The sequence below is a fragment of the Dyella sp. 2RAB6 genome (assembly GCF_052115385.1).
Classification (GTDB): domain Bacteria; phylum Pseudomonadota; class Gammaproteobacteria; order Xanthomonadales; family Rhodanobacteraceae; genus Dyella_D.
Map to the genome: position 1 here is coordinate 144,465 of NZ_JBFRGP010000007.1, position 18,424 is coordinate 162,888.

An 18,424-nucleotide genomic window follows, 5' to 3' on the forward strand; every position below is an offset into this window, starting at 1 on the left:
CTGATGCGCGCTGCGCTGTCAGCGCAGCGCCGCCCGGGCCCGGCGCGACCAGCGCCAGACGTAGTCCGCGCCGCTGGCCAGGCACAGCGCGGCCACCAGCCAGGCGAGCGCGAGCATCGACGGCAGCGGCCAGCCCACCTCGGCGGCCAGGATCCCCAGCAGGTACAGAATCTGCAGCAGGGTGCAGGCCTTGGAGACCAGGCTGGGCTCGGGCCGCAGCGGGCCGATCAACAGGCGCCAGGCCAGCGCACCGACGGCGATCACCGCATCGCGCCCGCACACCAGGGCCGCCAGCCACCAAGGGGCGAGCCCGACCACGGCCAGCAGCACGAAGCATGTCACCAGCAGCAGCTTGTCCGCCGCCGCATCGAGGATGCCGCCAAGCCGGCTTTGCCAGCCAAAGCGCCGCGCCAGGAAACCATCCAGGCCGTCGGTAAAGCCGGCCAGCGCGATCAGGCCGAGCGCCAGCCGCGGCTCGCGCGCCAGGATGGCCCAGCCGACCGGCGGGACCAGCAGGACACGCAGCAGCGTGATGGCGTTGGGCAGGTGGCGCCAGGGTGAGCGCGGCTCGCTATGCATCGCCGCGCCCCGCGCCGCCGTGGACTCAGTGCACCCAGCGCAGGCTGGCGTCGGCGCCGCTGTGGGCGTCGCCCTCGAGCAGGCGGCCGCCGGCGGTGAGGTTGCCGGCCATCACGTTGAGCGGCAGGCCGGTCTTGACCGCGAACAGCAGGCCGTCGTTCTGCGCGCTCAGGGTGACCACCTCGCGCACCATCGGGTCGGCGCGCAGCGTGGCCAGCAGGTTGGCGTAATCCAGCGCGGAAGCGACCCCGCTCACCCACAGCTTGCCGGCGATGTTGCCGGAGCCGATCACGTTGAGCTGCTTGCCCAGCCGGTCGGACAGCGCATTGCCGGCGTCGATCAGGGTCTGCTGGGTGGGTGCGCCGGTGCTGTTCCACTTCTGCTGCGGGCCGCCGGAGACCAGGTTCCAGTCCGCGCCGTCGGCGCGCAGCTGGCCGAGCAGGACCAGGCCGGTCTTGTACTGGCGGGCCAGGCCGAAGATCTGTTCGGGTTCCGCGGTGGCTACCGCCGGGCCGTCGGTGGTCTTGCCCGGATCGGCCAGCACCACGTTGTAGCCGCGCTGGGCCACGGCCTGGGACAGCGGGGCGAGCGCGTCCTTGTCCATCACGTTGCCGCTGGCGTCGCGCACCAGCAGCAGCACCGGCGGCTTGCCGGTGGTACCGGCCACGCCCATCTGCGACACCGCCCGCTGCACCGCGCCGGAGTCGAAGCTGACCTGCAGCGCCAGCCCGCCGGCGGCGCGCTGGTACTGGTACTGCTGCACGATGCCGGAGGCCGATTTCAGGGTGTCGTCGTAGCCGGGCTTGCCGCGCAGGTCCTGCCCGCCGGCGGTGCGCGCCAGCACCTGGCTGAGCGCCACGCCGAAGGCCTCGTCGCGCTTGGCCTCGCTGGTGTCGGTGACCGGCACGGTGACGGTGTACGGCGAAACCTGGCCCTGGGCATGCGCCGCAGGGATCAGCAGAGCCAGCAGAAGGCCGACGAACAGCAGGCGTGACAGGCGCATAGGCTCGGATGGCAGGCGGTGAAAACGCTCCGCAGTCTGCCCAATCCGGCCCCCAGCGTCTATCATTGGGCGTTTCTCCACGCCGGTTCCTGCCATGTCCGACGCACTCACCTACCGCGCCGCCGGTGTCGATATCGACGCGGGCAATGCCGTGGTCGAACGCATCAAGCCCCTGGTCAAGCGCACCTTCCGCCCCGAAGTGATGGGCGGCCTGGGCGGCTTCGGCGGCCTGTTCGACCTGGCCGGGCGCTACAAGGAGCCGGTGCTGGTATCCGGCACCGACGGCGTCGGCACCAAGCTCAAGCTGGCCCAGCAGCTGGGCCGCCACGACACCATCGGCATCGACCTGGTCGGCATGTGCGTCAACGACGTGCTGGTGCAAGGTGCCGAGCCGCTGTTCTTCCTGGACTATTTCGCCACCGGCAAGCTGGACGTCGATACCACGGTCGCCGTGGTCGGCGGCATCGCCAAGGGTTGCGAGCTGGCGGGCTGCGCGCTGATCGGCGGCGAGACCGCCGAGATGCCGGACATGTACCCGCCGGGCGAATACGACCTGGCCGGGTTCACCGTCGGCGCGGTGGAGAAGTCCGCGCTGATGAGCGGCGAGGCCATCGTGGCCGGCGACGTGATCCTGGGCGTGGCCTCTTCCGGCCCGCATTCCAACGGCTATTCGCTGATCCGCAAGATCGTCGAGCGCGCCGGCAGCCCGCTGGAGCTGGACCTCGGCGGCGTGACGCTGGCCGATGCGCTGATGGCGCCGACCACGATCTACGTGAAGCCCATGCTGGAGCTGCTGCAATCCGCCCCGGTGCACGGCATGGCCCACATCACCGGTGGCGGCCTGAAGGAAAACATCATCCGCGTGGTGCCGGAAGGTCTTGGCGTTTCGCTCGAGGCGTCCGCCATCGTGCTGCCGCCGGTGTTCGACTGGCTGATGCGCGAAGGCAAGGTGGCGCGCGAGGAAATGTGGCGCACCTTCAACTGCGGCGTCGGCTTTACCGTGATCCTGCCGCGCGATGCCGTGGCGGCTGCGTCGGCGCTGCTGCACAAGCATGGCCTGGCCAGCTCGGTGATCGGCGAAGTGGTCGCCGCGCAGGGCGACGAGCGCGTGCAGATCGGCTGAGCCGGTTCGCTTTTTTTCTCTTCCATCGCCGCGCCGATCCCTTGCGATCGCGCGGCCCGAACGCCCGGCCCCGCGCATGTCCTCTCCTCTTCGCATCGCCGTCCTCGCTTCCGGGCGCGGCAGCAACCTGCAGGCCCTGATCGCCGCGCGCGACGCGGGCAGCTTGCCGGTGGAGTTCGTACTGGTCGGCAGCGACAAGGCGCAGGCCGGCGCGCTGGAACTGGCGGAGTCGGCGGGCATTGCGCGCCTGGTGTTGAACCCGAAGGCCTATCCGTCGCGCCGCGCTTTCGACCTGGACCTGTTCGCGCGGATCGAAGCCACGGGCGCCGACCTGCTGGTGCTGGCCGGCTACATGCGCATCCTCGACGGCGAGGCGCTGCACCCTTGGGTGGGACGCATGATCAATATCCATCCTTCGCTGCTGCCGAAGTACCGCGGCCTGCATACGCATCGCCGCGCGCTGGAAGCCGGCGATCTGGAGCACGGCGCCAGCGTGCATTACGTCACCGCGGAGCTGGATGGCGGGCCGGTGATTGCGCAAGCACGGATCGGCGTGCAGGCGGGCGACGATGAAGACCTGCTCGCGCAGCGGCTGCTCGCTTATGAGCATCGGCTGCTGCCGGCGGTGGTGCGCTTGATTGCGGCGGGCCGGTTGGCTTATGCGGCGCCGGATGGCGTGGCGCTGGATGGCGAGCGCCTGTCCGCTCCGCTGGAACTGCACGGCGAAGAACTCGCGCGCTAAAACGAGGCGTTCAGCCAGCGAGCGTAGACTGCCCCGCCATGGCCAATCTGACCCTCCCCCGCAAGTTCTTCGCCGGCCTCGCGCTGGCCCTCTCCGCCACCGCCGCATTCGCCGCGACGACACCCGCGCCGTTCACCGCCACCTACCAGGTGCTGCAGGGCGACCAGGTGATCGGCGAGGCCGTGATCAGCCTGAAGTCCGCCGGCAGCGAATGGGAATTCAGCAACCAGACGCGCGGCACCGGCGGCATCGCCGCGGCGCTGGGCGCCAGCTCCAGCGAGACCACGCACTTCCGCTGGAACAACGGCGCACCGGAAACGGTGAGCTACGACTACCGCATGAACGCGGCGATCAAGAGCAAGCAGCGCACCACCCGCGTCGACTGGAACGCCAGGCAGGTGAGCGTCGACGACGGCAAGGGCGCCGAAACCTACGCCGCCGCGCCGGGCCTGGTCGACCGCAACACCGCGCCTTACGCCATCGGCCTGGCGCTGCATGACGGCAAGCAGGCAGTGACCTTGCCGGTGGCGGTGAAGCGCAACGTCGAGAACCAGCAGTTCAAGGTCGCCGGCAACGATGACGTGAAAGTGCCGGCCGGCAGCTTCAAGGCGCAGCGCGTGGAGCGCACCGACAAGGACCAGAGCTTCAGCGCGTGGTACGTGCCGCAGAAATACCTGGTGCCGGTGAAACTGACCCAGAGCGACGGCGGCAACCTCACCCTGCAGCTGGTGAGCTACAAGGCCGGCCGCTGAAACGAAAAAGGGAGCGCGCGGACAGCGCACTCCCTTCTTAAAAAAAGCCGGCGACGACGCCGGCTTTTTTCGTTCGCTCAGGACGGCAGGCGACGGATCTTCGCGCCGAGCACGCCGAGCTTTTCCTCGATGTTCTCGTAGCCGCGATCGATGTGATACACGCGGTCCACCGTGGTATCGCCGTCCGCCACCAGGCCGGCCAGCACTAGGCAGGCGGAAGCGCGCAGGTCGGTAGCCATGATCGGCGCGCCGCTCATCTTGTCCACGCCCTTGATGATCGCGGTATTGCCTTCCAGGCGGATGTCCGCGCCCAGGCGCTGCAGCTCGTGCGCATGCATGAAGCGGTTCTCGAACACCGTCTCGGTGATCACGCCCACGCCCTCGGCCACGCAGTTGAGCGCGGTAAACTGCGCCTGCATGTCGGTGGGGAACGCCGGGTACGGCGCGGTGGTGATGTTCACCGCCTTCGGACGGCGGCCCTGCATGTCCAGCTCGATCCAGTCCGGGCCGGTATTGATGTGCGCGCCGGCTTCCTCGAGCTTGGCCAGCACCGCGTCCAGCGTGTTGGCGCGCGCGTTGCGGGCACGCACCTTGCCGCCGGTCATCGCCGCGCCGACCAGGAAGGTGCCGGTCTCGATGCGGTCCGGCAGCACTTCGTACTGCGCGCCGTGCAGGCGCTCGACGCCGTGGATGGTGAGAGTGGAGGTGCCGGCGCCTTCGATCTGCGCGCCCATGGCGATCAGGCAGTTGGCCAGGTCGACCACTTCGGGTTCCTGCGCCGCGTTCTCGATGATGCTGGTGCCCTGCGCGAGCGCGGCGGCCATCATGATGTTCTCGGTGCCGGTGACGGTGACCATGTCCATCACGATGCGCGCGCCCTTCAGGCGGCTGGCCTTGGCCTTGATGAAGCCGTTCTCCACGCTGACCTCGGCGCCCAGCGCCTGCAGGCCGCGGATGTGCTGGTCCACCGGGCGCGAACCGATCGCGCAGCCGCCGGGCAGCGAGACCTCGGCCTGGCCGAAGCGCGCCACCAGCGGGCCCAGCACCAGGATCGAGGCGCGCATGGTGCGCACCAGGTCGTACGGCGCCACGTGGCGGTCGGTGGAGCGCGGATCGACGTGCATCTTCATGCGGTCGTCCAGCACCAGCTGCACGCCCATCTGGCCGAGCAGCTCGATGAAGGTGGTGACGTCGTGCAGGTGCGGCACGTTGCTGATGGTCACCGGCTCGTCGGCGAGCAGGCAGGAAGCGAGGATCGGCAGCACCGCGTTCTTGGCGCCGGAAATGCCGACCTCGCCGTTGAGCGGCACGCCGCCGCTGATCAGGATCTTGGCCATTCTTGTCCTTGGGGGTGTTCGTGGAACCGGGCGACGGCCGTCAACGGCGCGCCGCGGCTTCCTCGGGGGTCAGGGTCTTCAGCGCCAGCGCGTGGATCGCGCCGCCCATCAGTTCGCCCAACGTGCTGTAGACCAGCCGGTGACGCGCCAGCGGCAGCTTGCCGGCGAACTGCGCCGCCACCACCTGCGCCTCGAAATGCACGCCGTCGTCGCCGGAAACCTGCGCCTGCGCACCGGGCAGGCCTTGTTCGATCATTGCCTGTATGGTGGCAGCGTCCATCGGGAATCCAGTCGGGGTCACTAGCGCCTCAGCTCGTGGGAATCCTTGCATCAGGACCACATCGGCGCCGACCGTGACGATAAAATGCGAATATGCCATGGTAATGGAAATCCGCTGTCACAGAAACGACGCGCCGTCCGCCGGAGCCGCTTCGCCGCAGCCAAGCCTTTGAATCGAACGGGAAGCCACGGCTGAACCCGCCCGCCGCCAGCGGCCCCACCGCCGCCCGGCACGCCACCCGAGAACGCATGAACGTCCATCTCGCCCCGCCCGCCAAGCCCGCCCTGCTCGACGCCGACGCCCTGGTGCGCAGCGCCCGCACGGTGATCGCCACCGAGGCGGCTTCGATCCGCGCACTGGAATCGCGCATCGGCCCCAGCTTCGTGGAAGCCTGCCGCCGGATCCTCGGTTGCGCCGGGCGCGTGGTAGTTACCGGCATGGGCAAGTCCGGCCATGTCGGCCGCAAGATCGCCGCCACGCTCGCCTCCACCGGCACGCCGGCGTTCTTCGTGCATCCGGGCGAGGCCAGCCATGGCGACCTCGGCATGATCCTGCCGCAGGACATCGTGCTGGCCCTGTCCAACTCCGGCGAAACGGACGAAGTGCTGTTCATCCTGCCGGTGCTCAAGCGCCAGGGCATCCCGCTGATCGCCATCACCGGCAACGAGCGCTCCTCCCTGGCCGAACAGGCCGACGTGCACCTGGACGCCAGCATCTCGGCCGAGGCCTGCCCGCTCGGCCTGGCCCCGACCGCCAGCACCACCGCCGCCCTGGTCATGGGCGACGCGCTGGCCATCGCCCTGCTGGAAGCGCGCGGCTTCACCTCCGAGGATTTCGCCCGCTCGCATCCGGCCGGCACCCTGGGGCGCCGCCTGCTGCTGCACATCAGCGATGTGATGCATACCGGCGACGGCATTCCGACGGTGGCGCCGGACGCCTCGCTCACCGCCGCGCTGATGGAAATGACCCGCAAGCACCTGGGCATGACCGCCGTGGTCGATGCCGAGCGCCGCCTGCTCGGCGTGTTCACCGACGGCGACCTGCGCCGCGCCCTCGACGACGAAGGCGTGGACCTGCGCGGCGCCACCGTGGCCGAACTGATGACCCGCGGCCCCAAGACCATCGGCGCCGACAAGCTGGCGATCGAGGCGGCGCAGGTGATGGAGAAGCACCAGATCCACGCCTTGCTGGTGGTGGACGAGCGGCATCGGGTGGTCGGCGCGCTGAACATTCATGATCTGCTCCGCGCGCGCGTGGTGTGATGCGCGCGATGTGATGCGCGCGGCGCGATGACGGACTGGCGCGGCCTGCCGCGCCGCCGGACAACCTTTCGCCGCCTCATGCGTTCTGCCGGCCGGGCCGATAGCCCGACCGTTATCCCGAGCCCCTGACCAGACTTCCCCGTGGCCCATTATCTCGACCATCTGCCCGCCGAACTGCTCGCCCGCGCCGCCAGGATCCGGCTCGCGGTCTTCGACGTCGATGGCACCCTGACCGACGGCCGCCTCTGGTACGGCGAGGACGGCCGCGAGACCAAGGTGTTCCACGTGCACGACGGGCTGGGGCTGAAGCTGCTGCAGACGCATGGCGTGCAGGTGGCCCTGATCACCGCGCGCATCAGCCACCCGGTCGCGCTGCGCGCCGAGGAGCTGAACATCGCCCACGTCTACCAGGGCCAGCGCGACAAGCTGGCCTGCCTGCGCGAACTGCTGGCCGCGCTCGGTCTGGAAGCCGACCAGGCCGCCTTTGTCGGCGACGACCTGCCGGACCTGGCCCCGATGCGCCAGGTCGGCCTGGCGGTGGCCGTGGCCAATGCCCATCCGTGGGTGGCCGAGCAGGCGCACTGGCGTACCAGCAAGAGCGGCGGCCTGGGCGCGGCGCGTGAAGTGTGCGACCTGATCCTGCTGGCGCAGGGCAAGGCCGAGCAGGAACGGGGGCGCTGGCAGTGAATCTGCGCGACTACCTGCGCGACCGTCGGCTGACGGTCGCGATCGTCCTGATCGGCGGCGGCGCCGTGCTCAGCCAGCTGCTGCTGTGGTGGCTGGGGCCAGCGCCCAAGCCCAACGATTTCATCGGCCCGCCCCGCTCCGGCTACACGCTGGCCGACTTCAAGGGCTCTGTGTACGGCGAGGACGGCCACCCGAGCTTCCGCGTCACCGGCCCACGGCTGGACCGGCGCGAAGGCGATGACTCCCTCTACCTGGACTCGCCCAAGTTCGAGCTCCCCGCCAAGCAGCCGGGCGTGCCCGACTGGCTGGGCGAATCCCGCTACGGCTGGGTGGACAAGAGCGGCTCCCTGCTGAAGCTGCAGGGGCCGGTCTACATGCATCGTCCCGCCTACGGCGACACGCCGCAGGCCGAGCTGCACACCTCCGAGGTCACCGCGTGGCCGAAGGAGAACCGCATGGAAACGGCCGAGCCGGCACAGTTGACCCAAGGCGCCACTAGAATGAGCGGCGTCGGCATGCGTGCCAACCTCACTGACAATCACCTGGAGCTGCTCGATGACAGCCACGGCTCGTTCCCGCCGCGCAAACGGAAGTCCTGAATTGAAGGGTGGCCTGCTCGCGGCCGGCCTACTCGCGCTGGCCGCCGTCGCCTTGCTGCCGGCGGTCGCCTTCGCCAAGAAGGACGACCGCAGCCAGCCGATGGATTTCACCGCCAAGTCCACCAATGCGTACAACGCGCCCAACAGCATCACCACGCTGACCGGCAACGTGAAGCTGACCCAGGGCACGCTGCTGATCACCGGCGCCGAAGCCAAGGTGTACCTGGACAAGGACACCCAGATCTCGCGCGTGGTGGTCACCGGCAATCCGGCGCACATCCAACAGCTGGACGAGAACAACAACCTGATGCAGGGTGACGCCGCCCAGCTCGACTACGACAACATCAACGGCATCGCCGTGCTCACCGTCAACGCCAAGGTGACCCAGCAGGGCCGCGGCGAATTCCACGGCGACAAGATCACCTACAACACCAACACCAGCCTGATCACCGGCGAGTCCGGCGGCGACAGCCTGGTGCACGGCACCTTCCTGCCCAAGCCGAAGCCTGCCGCCGCGGCACCCGCCGCCAAGCCGGCCGAGGCCAGTTCGGCCGCCAAGCCGGCAACGGCGACTTCGGCCGCGAGTAAGTAATCGATGCTGTCCGCCGAAGGCCTGCAGAAACGCTTCCGCGCGCGCCAGGTGGTGCGCGACTTCGCCTTTTCCATCCGCGAGGGCGAGGTGGTGGGCCTGCTCGGTCCCAATGGCGCCGGCAAGACCACCTGCTTCTATATGGTGGTGGGCCTGATCGAGGCCGACGCCGGCACCATCAAGCTGGACAAGTACGACATCACCGGCCTGCCCATGCATGCGCGCGCCAAGCTGGGCATCGGCTACCTGCCGCAGGAACCTTCGGTGTTCCGCCGGCTCAGCGTGGCCGACAACATCATGGCCGTGCTGGAGCTGCGCGAGAACCTCGGCGCCAAGCAGCGCGCCACCGAGCTGGAAAGCCTGCTCGACGAGCTGAAGATCGCCCACATCGCCGACCAGCGCGGCATCAGCCTGTCCGGTGGCGAGCGCCGCCGCGTGGAGATCGCCCGCGCGCTGGCCGCTGAGCCGCGCTACATGCTGCTGGACGAACCCTTCGCCGGCGTCGACCCGATTTCGGTGGGCGAGATCCAGCGCATCGTGCGGCACCTGAAGGAACGCGGCATCGGCGTGCTGATCACCGATCACAACGTACGTGAGACGCTGGGCATCTGCGATCGCGCCTACATCCTCAACGATGGCGAAGTGCTCTCGCGTGGCACGCCGGCCCACATCCTGGCCGACGAGAAAGTGCGCGAGGTCTATCTCGGCCGCGAGTTCAGGCTGTAAGCCTTCCCTGATGGCGCGACCTGCGCGCGCCGTCACATTCAGCCATTCGGCCTACACCAGGATCAGCGGCAACCTCTGGCCGCTCCTGCCCCTTGGGGGTTAGGATGATCCGAAGCTCATCCAAGCCTTTGGGCCCATTCAAAACAGTGGCATGAAACCCGGACTGCAGTTTCGCCTTAACCAACAGCTCACCCTGACGCCACAATTGCAGCAGGCGATCCGCCTGTTGCAGCTGTCGCAGCTGGAGCTGGAAGCGGAGTTGCGCCAGATCGCCGAGAGCAACCCGCTGCTGGAGTTCTCCGAAGACGCCGCCAACGAAGGCGACGGCGAAGCAGACGGCGAGGCCGCCACCTTCGACGCCCCCACCGAGGCCGCCACCTCGGCCAACGACGGCGACAGCGGCGACGAACCGGCCGACTGGAGCCAGTCCGGCGGCAACGCCGAGGAACCCATCGACTTCTCCGCCGGCGGCAGCGGCAATGGCAGCCGCAACAGCGGTGGCGACGAAGACCACTTCGAACCGCAGAACGCCGCGCCCGAGACCCTGCAGGAACACCTGCTGTGGCAGCTCAACCTCACCCACCTGAGCCTGCGCGAGCGCACCATCGCCGCGATCATCATCGATGCGCTCAATGCGGACGGTTACCTGGGCGAGACGCTGGAATCGGTCACCGCCGCGGTCCCGGCCGACCTGAAGGCCACGCTCGAGGAAGTCGACGCCGTGCGCCGCCAGGTGCAGCGCTTCGACCCCACCGGCGTGGCCAGCCTGGACCTGCGCGACTGCCTGCGCGTCCAGCTTGAACAGTTCGATCCGCAACTGCCCCAGCGCGAACTGGCGCTGCGTATCGTCGACGGCGAACTGGAGCTGCTGGCGCGCAACGACATCGCCCGCCTGTCGCGCCGCCTGCGCGCCGACGACGAGGAAACGCATGCCGCGGCGATGCTGATCCGCAGCCTCGACCCGCGCCCCGGCGCCGCGCTCGACGTCACCCCGGTGGAGTACGTTGCGCCGGACGTCTACGCACGCAAGGACAGCGGCCGCTGGCGCGTCAGCCTCAACCCGGACTGCCAGCCGCGGCTGGGCCTCAACCAGCACTACTGCAACCTGATCGCACAGGCCCGTGGCGAAGACGCCAGCTGGATGCGCGGCCAGCTGCAGGAGGCGCGCTGGCTGATCAAGAGCCTGGAATCGCGCGCCGAGACCCTGCTGAAGGTGGCCGAGGCGATCGTGCGCCGCCAGAGCGCCTTCCTCGACTACGGCCCGGAAGCCATGCACCCGCTGGTGCTGCGCGAGGTCGCCGAGGAAGTGGGCATGCACGAGTCCACTATTTCCCGCGTCACCACCCGCAAGTACATCCATACGCCGCGGGGCACCTTCGAGCTGAAGCATTTTTTCTCCAGCGGCGTGTCCACCGAGGACGGCGGCAGCGCGTCTGCCACCGCCATCCAGGCCATGCTGCGCAAGCTGATCGACGCGGAGGACGCGCGCAAACCCCTGTCCGACCAGGCCATCGCCGAGGAATTGCACCGCAAGGGCATCCAGGTGGCGCGCCGGACCGTCGCCAAATATCGGGAGGCTATGCGAATTCCCAGCTCCAGCGAGCGCCAGCGGGCCGGTTGACCCGCGACGGTCCGCCGCGCTTTTTGCGCCTGGGCGGGGAACTTGGCGGGACGGAAAGCGTCCCCATACCAAGAGATGACTGTGATGTGTCGGCGACCACCCGGCACCGGCGCATCGACCCACGCCGCGTCACGCGGCAGTACCAGAGGAGGCGCACCATGCAAGTCCAGCTCAGCGGCCAGAAGATCGAAATCACCCAGGCCCTACGCGAACGCGTGACCGGCCACTGTGAGCGACTTACCCGCCTCGAAAGCAGACTCCTCGAATTGACCGTGGTCCTCTCGCTGGACAAGCTCCAGCAACGATGCGAGGGCACGCTCAAGGTCCCCGGCGCCGCGTCGCTGCACGCGGAAGCCACCGAGTCCGACATGTACGTATCGATCGACAACATGTTCGACAAACTGGTCGCGCAGCTGCGCAAGCACCGCGACAAGGTATGCGACAAGCACCAGCGTGAAGTCCGCGAAGACCGCCAGTACGGCTGACCCTCGCCGGCCCGCCCCGCCCAGCCGGGGCGGGCCTTCACCTCGAATCCTGCCTTTGCTGCCCCGTTGCGGCGCACCAATCCGCCCGAACTGGCACAATGTGCGCCAACGCCGCCGGCCCCTGCCGGGCATCACGCGGTGCAAAGGATTCGGTTTGGACCGGCTTACCGCCCGACAACTCTACGATGGCGTGCACGAGCGCATGGCCTTGCGCTGGGTCGCCGGCATGCGCGGCGAGTCGCGGGTGCTCGAACGCGGGGTGACCGCTACGCGGCGTCCCTCGCTGATCGGCTATCTCAACGTCATCTATCCGAACAAGATCCAGATCATCGGCACCGAGGAACTGAACTTCCTCGACGCCCTGGATTCCCGCCAGCGCTGGGAAGCGATCAACAAGATCGCCGCCTACCAGCCGGTGGCGATGATCGTCACCAAGGACCAGGCGATCCCGCCGGACCTGCGCGAAGTCGCCGAGGAAACCAACACCCCGCTGTGGATCAGCTCCAAGCGCGGCCACGAGCTGCTGACCTGGATGCAATACCACCTGGCGCGCATGCTGGCGCCGAAAGTCACCCTGCACGGCGTGTTCCTCGAAGTGTTCTCGATCGGCGTGCTGATCACCGGCGAGTCGGGCTCGGGCAAGAGCGAGCTGGCGCTGGAACTGATCAGCCGCGGCCACCGCCTGGTCGCCGACGACGCCACCGAATTCACCCTGATCGCGCCGGACGTGATCGACGGCAACTGCCCCGAACTGCTGCAGGATCTGCTGGAAGTGCGCGGCCTGGGCGTGCTCAACGTGCGCGAGATGTTCGGCCACACCGCCGTCAAGCCGTCCAAGTACCTGCGCCTGGTGGTGCACCTCAAGCCGATGCGCGAGGGCGAGGACACCGACGGCCTCACCCGCCTCACCGGCGACGTCGGCCATCGAGACATCTTCGAGGTGGCGGTGCCGATGATCACCATTCCGGTCGCGCCCGGCCGTAACCTGGCGGTGCTGGTGGAAGCGGCGGTGCGCAACCATATGCTGAAAAGCAAGGGCATCGATCCCGCCCAGACCTTCATCGACCGGCAGGCCCACCAGATGCGCCGCCTGCCCCCGTGGTGACACGCATGAGCAATGCTTTCCTGACCTCCGATATCCACCAGCCCGACGCGATCCACCTGATCGTGCTCACCGGCATGTCCGGCGGCGGCAAGACCGTCGCGTTGCGCGCGCTGGAAGACCTGGAGTTCTACTGCGTCGACAACCTGCCCACCGCGCTGCTGCCGGAGCTGGTCGCCGCGGTCAGCCATGGCGCGGTCGCCGGGCGCCGGCAGAACATCGCGGTCGGCGTCGACGTGCGCAACCGCGGCGAGGATTTCCTGCGCATGCCCACCGTGCTGTCCGAACTGGCGGCGGCGGGCGTGCAGGTGCACCTGGTGTTTATCGACTGCCGCGACGAAGTGCTGATCAAGCGCTATTCGGAAACGCGCCGGCGCCATCCGCTGTCGGTGCTGGGCCTGTCGCTGTCCGACGCGATCGCCGAAGAACGCAAGCTGCTGCGCCCGCTGATCGCCATCGCCGAGAAGGTGATCGACTCCAGCGAATTGAACGTGCACCAGCTGCGCCGCCTGATCGCCACCGACTACGCGCAGGCCACCGACGGCCTGACCCTGATGTTCACCTCGTTCGCCTACCGCCGCGGCCTGCCGCTGGACGCCGACTTCGTGTTCGACGCGCGCTGCCTGCCCAATCCGCACTGGGAACCGCGCCTGCGCCCGCTGTCCGGCAAGGACGCGCCGGTGCGCGAATACCTGGAAGCGCAGCCGCTGGTGGAAGAATACTTCGACGACACCGTGCGCTGGCTCGATGCCTGGCTGCCGCGCTTCGCCTCCGACGACCGCAGCTACGTCACCGTGGCGATCGGCTGCACCGGCGGGCGGCATCGTTCGGTCTACCTGGTGGAGCGGCTTGCCGCCCACTACCGTGCGCGCCACGAAGGCGCCCTCACCTTCCATCGCGAGCTCGAGTGATGAAGGCCCTCCCTTTCCTAACCGCAGGTATCCGGCCATGAGCGTCGGCGTGCTGCTGATGACCCACGAGGCGGTCGGCCATGCGCTGATCTCCGCCGCCCACCACGTGCTGCCCAAACTGCCGCTGCAGGTCGAAGCGGTGGAAGTGCCGCCCTCGGCCGATCCGGACGTGATGCGCACCCTCACCGCCAGGCATGCGCGCGAACTGGACACCGGCGACGGTGTGCTGGTGCTGGCCGACCTGTACGGCGCCACGCCGTGCAATATCGGCCTATCGCTGGGCAAGCTCGGCGTCCATCTGCGCTGCGTGTCGGGCTTGAACCTGCCGATGCTGCTGCGCGTCCTCAACTATGCCGAAAAGCCGCTCGACGAACTGGCGGAAGTGGCCGCCAGCGGCGGTCGCGGAGGAATCTTCATCGACCATGCTTGAAAAAGAGATTGTCGTAACCAACAAACTGGGGCTGCACGCCCGCGCATCGGCCAAGCTGGTGCAACTGGTGCAGGGTTTCAAATCCACCGTGTGGCTGATCAGCAAGGGCCGCGAGGTCAATGCGCAAAGCATCATGGGCGTGATGATGCTGGCCGCCGGCATCGGCACGCCGCTGACCGTGCGTGCCGAAGGCGCGGACGAGCAGCTCGCGCTGGACGCGGTGGTGGAGTTGTTCGACCGGAAGTTCGACGAAGGAGCCTGAGGTGGAGCTAGCCATGGCACGTAGGACACGAAGCTTGCATCGCCGCACGCCGCAAGGCGCGCCGCAGGCTTCGTTGCCGCGCGTCCGCCATGGAGCCCACGCATGAGGCACGTGCTGCCCGGCTCCAACGCCTCACGCGGCATGGCCCTGGGCCGCGCGCGGCTGGTGCAGCCGAGCCGTTACCTGGTCGACACGCGGCCGCTGGCCGAGGAAGAAGTCGACACCGAGCTGGAAAAACTCCACCGCGCGCTCGACACCGCCCGCCAGGAACTGCGCGAACTGCGCGGCAAGCTGCACGGCGCGCTGGCGCGCGAGGTCAATGAATTCATCGACGCGCACAGCCTGCTGCTGGACGACCAGGAACTGCTGCGCGGCCTCGACGACCTGGTGCGCGTCGGCCACTACCGTCCCGGCGCCGCGCTGAAGAAGCAGCGCGACCGCCTCGCCGCGGTGTTCGAGGCGATGGACGATCCCTACCTGCGCAGCCGCAAGGAAGACGTCGACCAGGTCATCAACCGCGTCATCTCCGCCCTGCAGCGCCAGACCAGCCGCGAGGAGCGCAAGCTCGCCGCGCGCGTGGGCGAGATCCTGATCGCCGACACCATCGCCCCCGCCGACATGGCGCACCTGGCCGGCAACGGCCTGCTCGGCGTGGTGGCCAGTTCCGGCAGCCCGTATTCGCACAGCGCGATCCTCGCGCGCAGCCTGGACCTGCCGATGCTGGTCGGCGTGCGCGACGCGCTCGCTACCATCCACGACGACGACCTGATCCTGCTCGACGCCGAACGCGCCGAAGCGGTGGTGCATCCGACCGCGCAGGACCTCGCCCGCTACCGCGCCTGGCAGCGCGAGGCGCAGCTCGAAGGCCGCCGCCTCGCCTCGCTGGCGAACGCGCCCACGCGCACCCGCGACGGCACCGACATCCGCCTGCTGGCCAACGCCGAAACACCCACCGATATCGCCATGGCGCGCGCGCGCGGCGCCGACGGCGTGGGCCTGTACCGCACCGAATTCCTGTTCCTGCGCCACAAGGGCCTGCCGTCCGAGGACGAGCAGTTCATCGCCTATCGCGACCTGGTGCTGGGCATGGGCGGCCTGCCGGTGACCATCCGCACGCTGGACCTGGGCGCCGACAAGGCCGACGCCGCGGGCCTGGCGCTGCGTGGCGAAGAGAATCCCGCGCTCGGCGTGCGCGGCGTGCGCCTGTCGCTGCGCTATCCGGCGGTGTTCACCACCCAGATCCGCGCGATCCTGCGTGCCGCCTGCTACGGCCCGGTGCGCGTGCTGGTGCCGATGATCACCCAGCCGGACGAGCTCATCGCGGTGCGCACGCTGTTCAAGCTGGCGCGCCAGGACCTCAAGCGCGAGAACATCGACCTGCCGGAGAAGCTGCAGCTCGGCGCGATGATCGAAGTGCCGGCCGCCGCCATCAACGTGCGTTCGCTGCTGGAGCATGCGGACTTCCTGGCCATCGGCACCAACGACCTGGCCCAGTACGTGCTCGCCTCCGACCGCGGCAACGATGCGCTGGACAATATCTACAACCCGCTGCAGCCGGCCCTGCTGCGCTTGATCTCCTACGTGATCACCAGCGGCCGCCGCGCCGGCAAGCCGGTCAGCCTGTGCGGCGAGATCGGCGGCGACACCAAGTTCACCGCCATGCTGCTGGCGCTGGGCCTGTGCGAATTCAGCATGCACTCCAGCCAGCTGCTGCACGTGCGCGACCGCATCGCCGCGCTCAACCACAAGGGGCTGCGCCGGCTGGCCCCGGCGATCCTGCGTTGCCGCACGCATGAGGAAGCGGAAGACCTGCTGTCGCGCATCACCTGCTGAAGCGCATTGACCAGACGCGTAGGTTGGGGTGAGCCAAAGGCGAACCCCAACAGACCTTTACGCCGTCGCATCGTTGGGGTTCGCTGCGCTCACCCCAACCTACGTCAGGCTCGCGCGTTGACCAGAAACGCATCGAGCAACGCCCCGCGATACTTCTCCCGATGCGTCAGCAGGAACAGCTTGCGGCGCAGATCCAGGAACGGCGTGTGCAGCGCTTCCAGCCGCCCGGTCGCCAGCGCGTCGGTGACGGCCACCGCCGGCAGGCAGGCGATGCCCAGCCCGGCCACCACCGCCTGCTTGATCGCTTCGATCTGATCCAGCTCCAGCACGGTCTCGCCCGGCGGCAGTTGCGCCAGCACGCGTTCGTTGTTTGCACGCGTGGCCGAGCCGGGTTCGCGCAGCACCCAGCGCGCGCCGGCGAAATCCTGCGGCCGCAGCTGGCCGCGGCGTGCCAGCGGGTGATCGGGCGAGGCGCAGACCACCAGGATGTCGTCGCGCCACGGCTCCATCTCCAGCGCCGGATGCACCACCGGTCCTTCCACGCAGCCCACGTCCAGTTCATGCGCCAGCAGCGCGGCGGCGATCGCGTCGGTATTGGCCACGCGCAGCCGGATCGCCACCTGCGGGTGTGCCCGCACGAAGTCGCCCAGCAGCGCGCCGACCAGGTAATTGCCCACCGTATTGCTGGCGCCGATACGCAGCTCGCCGGCCAGCGAAGCGGCGCCGCCGCGGCCGAGCCGGCCGAACTCGGCATAGCGCTCCAGCAGCTCCTGCGCCAGCGGCAGCAGCTCGCGGCCGCGGGTGTTGAGCCGCAGCCGGCCGCGCTCGCGCGCGAACACCGGCGCATCGAGCTGCCGCTCCATCTCGGCCAGCGCCATGCTCGCGGCCGGCTGGGTCAGGTGCAGCGCCTCGGCCGCGGCACGGACGCTGCCGAGCCGGGCGATCTGCACGAAGACCTCGAGCTGCCGCGGGCTGATATTAATCATCAGCTCATCTTATGTCATCGATCAGATATTTAAAGTTTTCCTGATCGACTGGCACCGGGACAATGCCTCGACTTCGAGGAACCCCGTCATGAGCGCCACCAGCCTCCCCGCCAACCCCGCCCCCTCCTTCGGCCAGCGCACCCCCGGCCTGCTGCTGGCGGTGCTGATCGCGCTGGCGGCGCTGGGCCTGGGCCGGGTGGCACCGCTGGTGGGCGGGCCGGTGTTCGGCATCGTGCTGGGCATCCTGGTGCGCAACATGTTCGCGCCGGGCGGCCAGTTCACCCCGGGCATCCAGTTCGCCGGCAAGCAGGTGCTGCAGTGGTCGATCATCGCGCTGGGCTTCGGCCTCAGCCTGGACCAGGTCGCCCACACCGGCCTGGAGTCGCTGTCGGTCACCCTGGTCACCATCACCGTGGCCTTCCTGGCCGCCTGGGGCCTGGGGCGCGCGCTCAAGGTGCAGGACAAGCTGAAGATCCTGATCGGCGTGGGCACCGCCATCTGCGGTGGTTCGGCGATCGCCGCGGTGACCCCGATCATCAAGCCGGACGAACATGACACCGCGTTCGCCATCTCCACCATCTTCCTGTTCAACCTGGTCGCGGTGCTGCTGTTCCCGCTGCTCGGCCACGTGCTGCATTTGTCGGACATGGGCTTCGGCCTGTGGGCCGGCACGGCGATCAACGACACCTCGTCGGTGGTCGCGGCCGGCTACAGCTTCAGCAAGGCGGCGGGCGACTACGCCACCATCGTCAAGCTCACCCGCGCCACCCTGATCATCCCGATCTGCCTGGTGCTGGCCCTGCTGGTGGCCTGGCGCGAGAAGAAACAGGGCGCCAGCGATTTCAGCCTGGCCAAGATCTTCCCCTGGTTCATCCTGTGGTTCCTGGTCGCCTCGGGCCTGCGCACGGCCGGCCTGGTTCCGGCCGCGATCCAGCCGGCGATCCATATGGCCGCCGAATTCCTGATCATCGTGGCGCTGACCGCGATCGGCCTCTCCGCCAACCTGCGGCGCATGGCCTCGACCGGCGCACGGCCGATCCTGCTGGGCCTGGGCGTGTGGGCGGCGGTGTCGCTGAGCAGCCTGCTGGTGCAGCTGGTGATCGGACAGCTCTGAA

21 protein-coding genes are annotated in these 18,424 nt (G+C 68.7%); 16 read left to right on the forward strand and 5 right to left on the reverse strand.

All coding sequences use genetic code 11. The annotated features are described in order from the left end of the window. Positions 1-18: 18 nt before the first annotated feature. Positions 19-579 carry a CDP-alcohol phosphatidyltransferase family protein gene (locus tag AB4083_RS12970; RefSeq protein WP_441608275.1) on the reverse strand — a complete coding sequence of 187 codons (561 nt, stop codon included), beginning with the start codon at positions 577-579 and terminating at the stop codon, positions 19-21. 25 nt (positions 580-604) lie between these two features. Continuing rightward, on the reverse strand, positions 605-1,582 hold the full coding sequence (locus AB4083_RS12975; RefSeq protein ID WP_441608277.1) for a DUF2066 domain-containing protein: 978 nt from the start codon (positions 1,580-1,582) through the stop codon (positions 605-607). Positions 1,583-1,676: 94 nt separating this feature from the next. Here AB4083_RS12975 and purM point away from each other — a divergent pair, with 94 nt between their 5' ends. From purM to AB4083_RS12990, 3 genes are all read left to right on the forward strand, one after another. Next, entirely contained in the window at positions 1,677-2,705 is a 1,029-nt protein-coding gene (gene purM, locus AB4083_RS12980) for a phosphoribosylformylglycinamidine cyclo-ligase (RefSeq protein WP_441608278.1), read from the forward strand. A gap of 76 nt (positions 2,706-2,781) precedes the next feature. Beyond that, on the forward strand, positions 2,782-3,447 hold the full coding sequence (gene purN / locus AB4083_RS12985) for a phosphoribosylglycinamide formyltransferase (RefSeq protein WP_441608280.1): 666 nt from the start codon (positions 2,782-2,784) through the stop codon (positions 3,445-3,447). A gap of 38 nt (positions 3,448-3,485) precedes the next feature. Then, positions 3,486-4,199 carry a DUF3108 domain-containing protein gene (locus AB4083_RS12990; RefSeq protein ID WP_441608282.1) on the forward strand — a complete coding sequence of 238 codons (714 nt, stop codon included), beginning with the start codon at positions 3,486-3,488 and terminating at the stop codon, positions 4,197-4,199. A 77-nt stretch (positions 4,200-4,276) separates the two neighbouring features. Here AB4083_RS12990 and murA read toward each other — a convergent pair whose 3' ends face one another. Then, positions 4,277-5,536: a UDP-N-acetylglucosamine 1-carboxyvinyltransferase gene (murA, locus tag AB4083_RS12995; protein WP_441608283.1), complete on the reverse strand. Its 1,260-nt coding sequence runs from the start codon at positions 5,534-5,536 to the stop codon at positions 4,277-4,279. 40 nt (positions 5,537-5,576) lie between these two features. Then, positions 5,577-5,816: a BolA family protein gene (locus AB4083_RS13000; RefSeq protein WP_441608285.1), complete on the reverse strand. Its 240-nt coding sequence runs from the start codon at positions 5,814-5,816 to the stop codon at positions 5,577-5,579. 248 nt (positions 5,817-6,064) lie between these two features. Between AB4083_RS13000 and AB4083_RS13005 the strand changes: the two genes are divergently transcribed. From AB4083_RS13005 to ptsP, 12 genes are all read left to right on the forward strand, one after another. After that, positions 6,065-7,078, forward strand: coding sequence for a KpsF/GutQ family sugar-phosphate isomerase (locus AB4083_RS13005; protein ID WP_441608286.1), 1,014 nt, complete (start codon positions 6,065-6,067; stop codon positions 7,076-7,078). Positions 7,079-7,219: 141 nt separating this feature from the next. After that, positions 7,220-7,765, forward strand: coding sequence for a KdsC family phosphatase (locus tag AB4083_RS13010; protein WP_441608288.1), 546 nt, complete (start codon positions 7,220-7,222; stop codon positions 7,763-7,765). Continuing rightward, a complete protein-coding gene (gene lptC / locus AB4083_RS13015; protein ID WP_441608289.1) occupies positions 7,762-8,364 on the forward strand; it encodes an LPS export ABC transporter periplasmic protein LptC in 603 nt (200 codons plus the stop codon). The genes AB4083_RS13010 and lptC overlap by 4 nt, the downstream gene beginning before the upstream one ends. A gap of 1 nt (position 8,365) precedes the next feature. Continuing rightward, a complete protein-coding gene (lptA, locus tag AB4083_RS13020; protein ID WP_441608291.1) occupies positions 8,366-8,956 on the forward strand; it encodes a lipopolysaccharide transport periplasmic protein LptA in 591 nt (196 codons plus the stop codon). 3 nt (positions 8,957-8,959) lie between these two features. Beyond that, positions 8,960-9,679, forward strand: coding sequence for an LPS export ABC transporter ATP-binding protein (lptB, locus tag AB4083_RS13025; protein ID WP_441608292.1), 720 nt, complete (start codon positions 8,960-8,962; stop codon positions 9,677-9,679). A 151-nt stretch (positions 9,680-9,830) separates the two neighbouring features. Further along, on the forward strand, positions 9,831-11,300 hold the full coding sequence (locus AB4083_RS13030) for an RNA polymerase factor sigma-54 (protein WP_441608293.1): 1,470 nt from the start codon (positions 9,831-9,833) through the stop codon (positions 11,298-11,300). A 158-nt stretch (positions 11,301-11,458) separates the two neighbouring features. Then, positions 11,459-11,785, forward strand: a complete 327-nt coding sequence (gene hpf / locus AB4083_RS13035; protein WP_441608295.1) for a ribosome hibernation-promoting factor, HPF/YfiA family — start codon at positions 11,459-11,461, stop codon at positions 11,783-11,785. A gap of 154 nt (positions 11,786-11,939) precedes the next feature. Beyond that, the gene (gene hprK, locus AB4083_RS13040) at positions 11,940-12,890 is read left to right on the forward strand and encodes an HPr(Ser) kinase/phosphatase (protein ID WP_441608296.1); all 951 of its coding nucleotides are present in this window, start codon (positions 11,940-11,942) and stop codon (positions 12,888-12,890) included. A gap of 5 nt (positions 12,891-12,895) precedes the next feature. Beyond that, positions 12,896-13,798 carry an RNase adapter RapZ gene (gene rapZ, locus AB4083_RS13045; protein ID WP_167256616.1) on the forward strand — a complete coding sequence of 301 codons (903 nt, stop codon included), beginning with the start codon at positions 12,896-12,898 and terminating at the stop codon, positions 13,796-13,798. Positions 13,799-13,835: 37 nt separating this feature from the next. Then, entirely contained in the window at positions 13,836-14,228 is a 393-nt protein-coding gene (locus AB4083_RS13050) for a PTS sugar transporter subunit IIA (protein ID WP_167256615.1), read from the forward strand. After that, on the forward strand, positions 14,221-14,490 hold the full coding sequence (locus AB4083_RS13055; RefSeq protein ID WP_441608298.1) for an HPr family phosphocarrier protein: 270 nt from the start codon (positions 14,221-14,223) through the stop codon (positions 14,488-14,490). Before AB4083_RS13050 ends, AB4083_RS13055 begins: the two co-directional genes overlap by 8 nt. Positions 14,491-14,592: 102 nt before the next feature. Continuing rightward, positions 14,593-16,323, forward strand: a complete 1,731-nt coding sequence (gene ptsP, locus AB4083_RS13060; RefSeq protein ID WP_441608299.1) for a phosphoenolpyruvate--protein phosphotransferase — start codon at positions 14,593-14,595, stop codon at positions 16,321-16,323. A 104-nt stretch (positions 16,324-16,427) separates the two neighbouring features. Here the strand turns inward: ptsP and AB4083_RS13065 are convergent, their stop codons facing one another. After that, complete coding sequence (locus AB4083_RS13065; RefSeq protein ID WP_214569598.1) at positions 16,428-17,309, reverse strand: LysR family transcriptional regulator; 882 nt, start codon at positions 17,307-17,309, stop codon at positions 16,428-16,430. Positions 17,310-17,397: 88 nt separating this feature from the next. Here AB4083_RS13065 and AB4083_RS13070 point away from each other — a divergent pair, with 88 nt between their 5' ends. After that, positions 17,398-18,423 carry a YeiH family protein gene (locus AB4083_RS13070; RefSeq protein WP_441608301.1) on the forward strand — a complete coding sequence of 342 codons (1,026 nt, stop codon included), beginning with the start codon at positions 17,398-17,400 and terminating at the stop codon, positions 18,421-18,423. The last annotated feature ends 1 nt before the right edge of the window (position 18,424 follow it).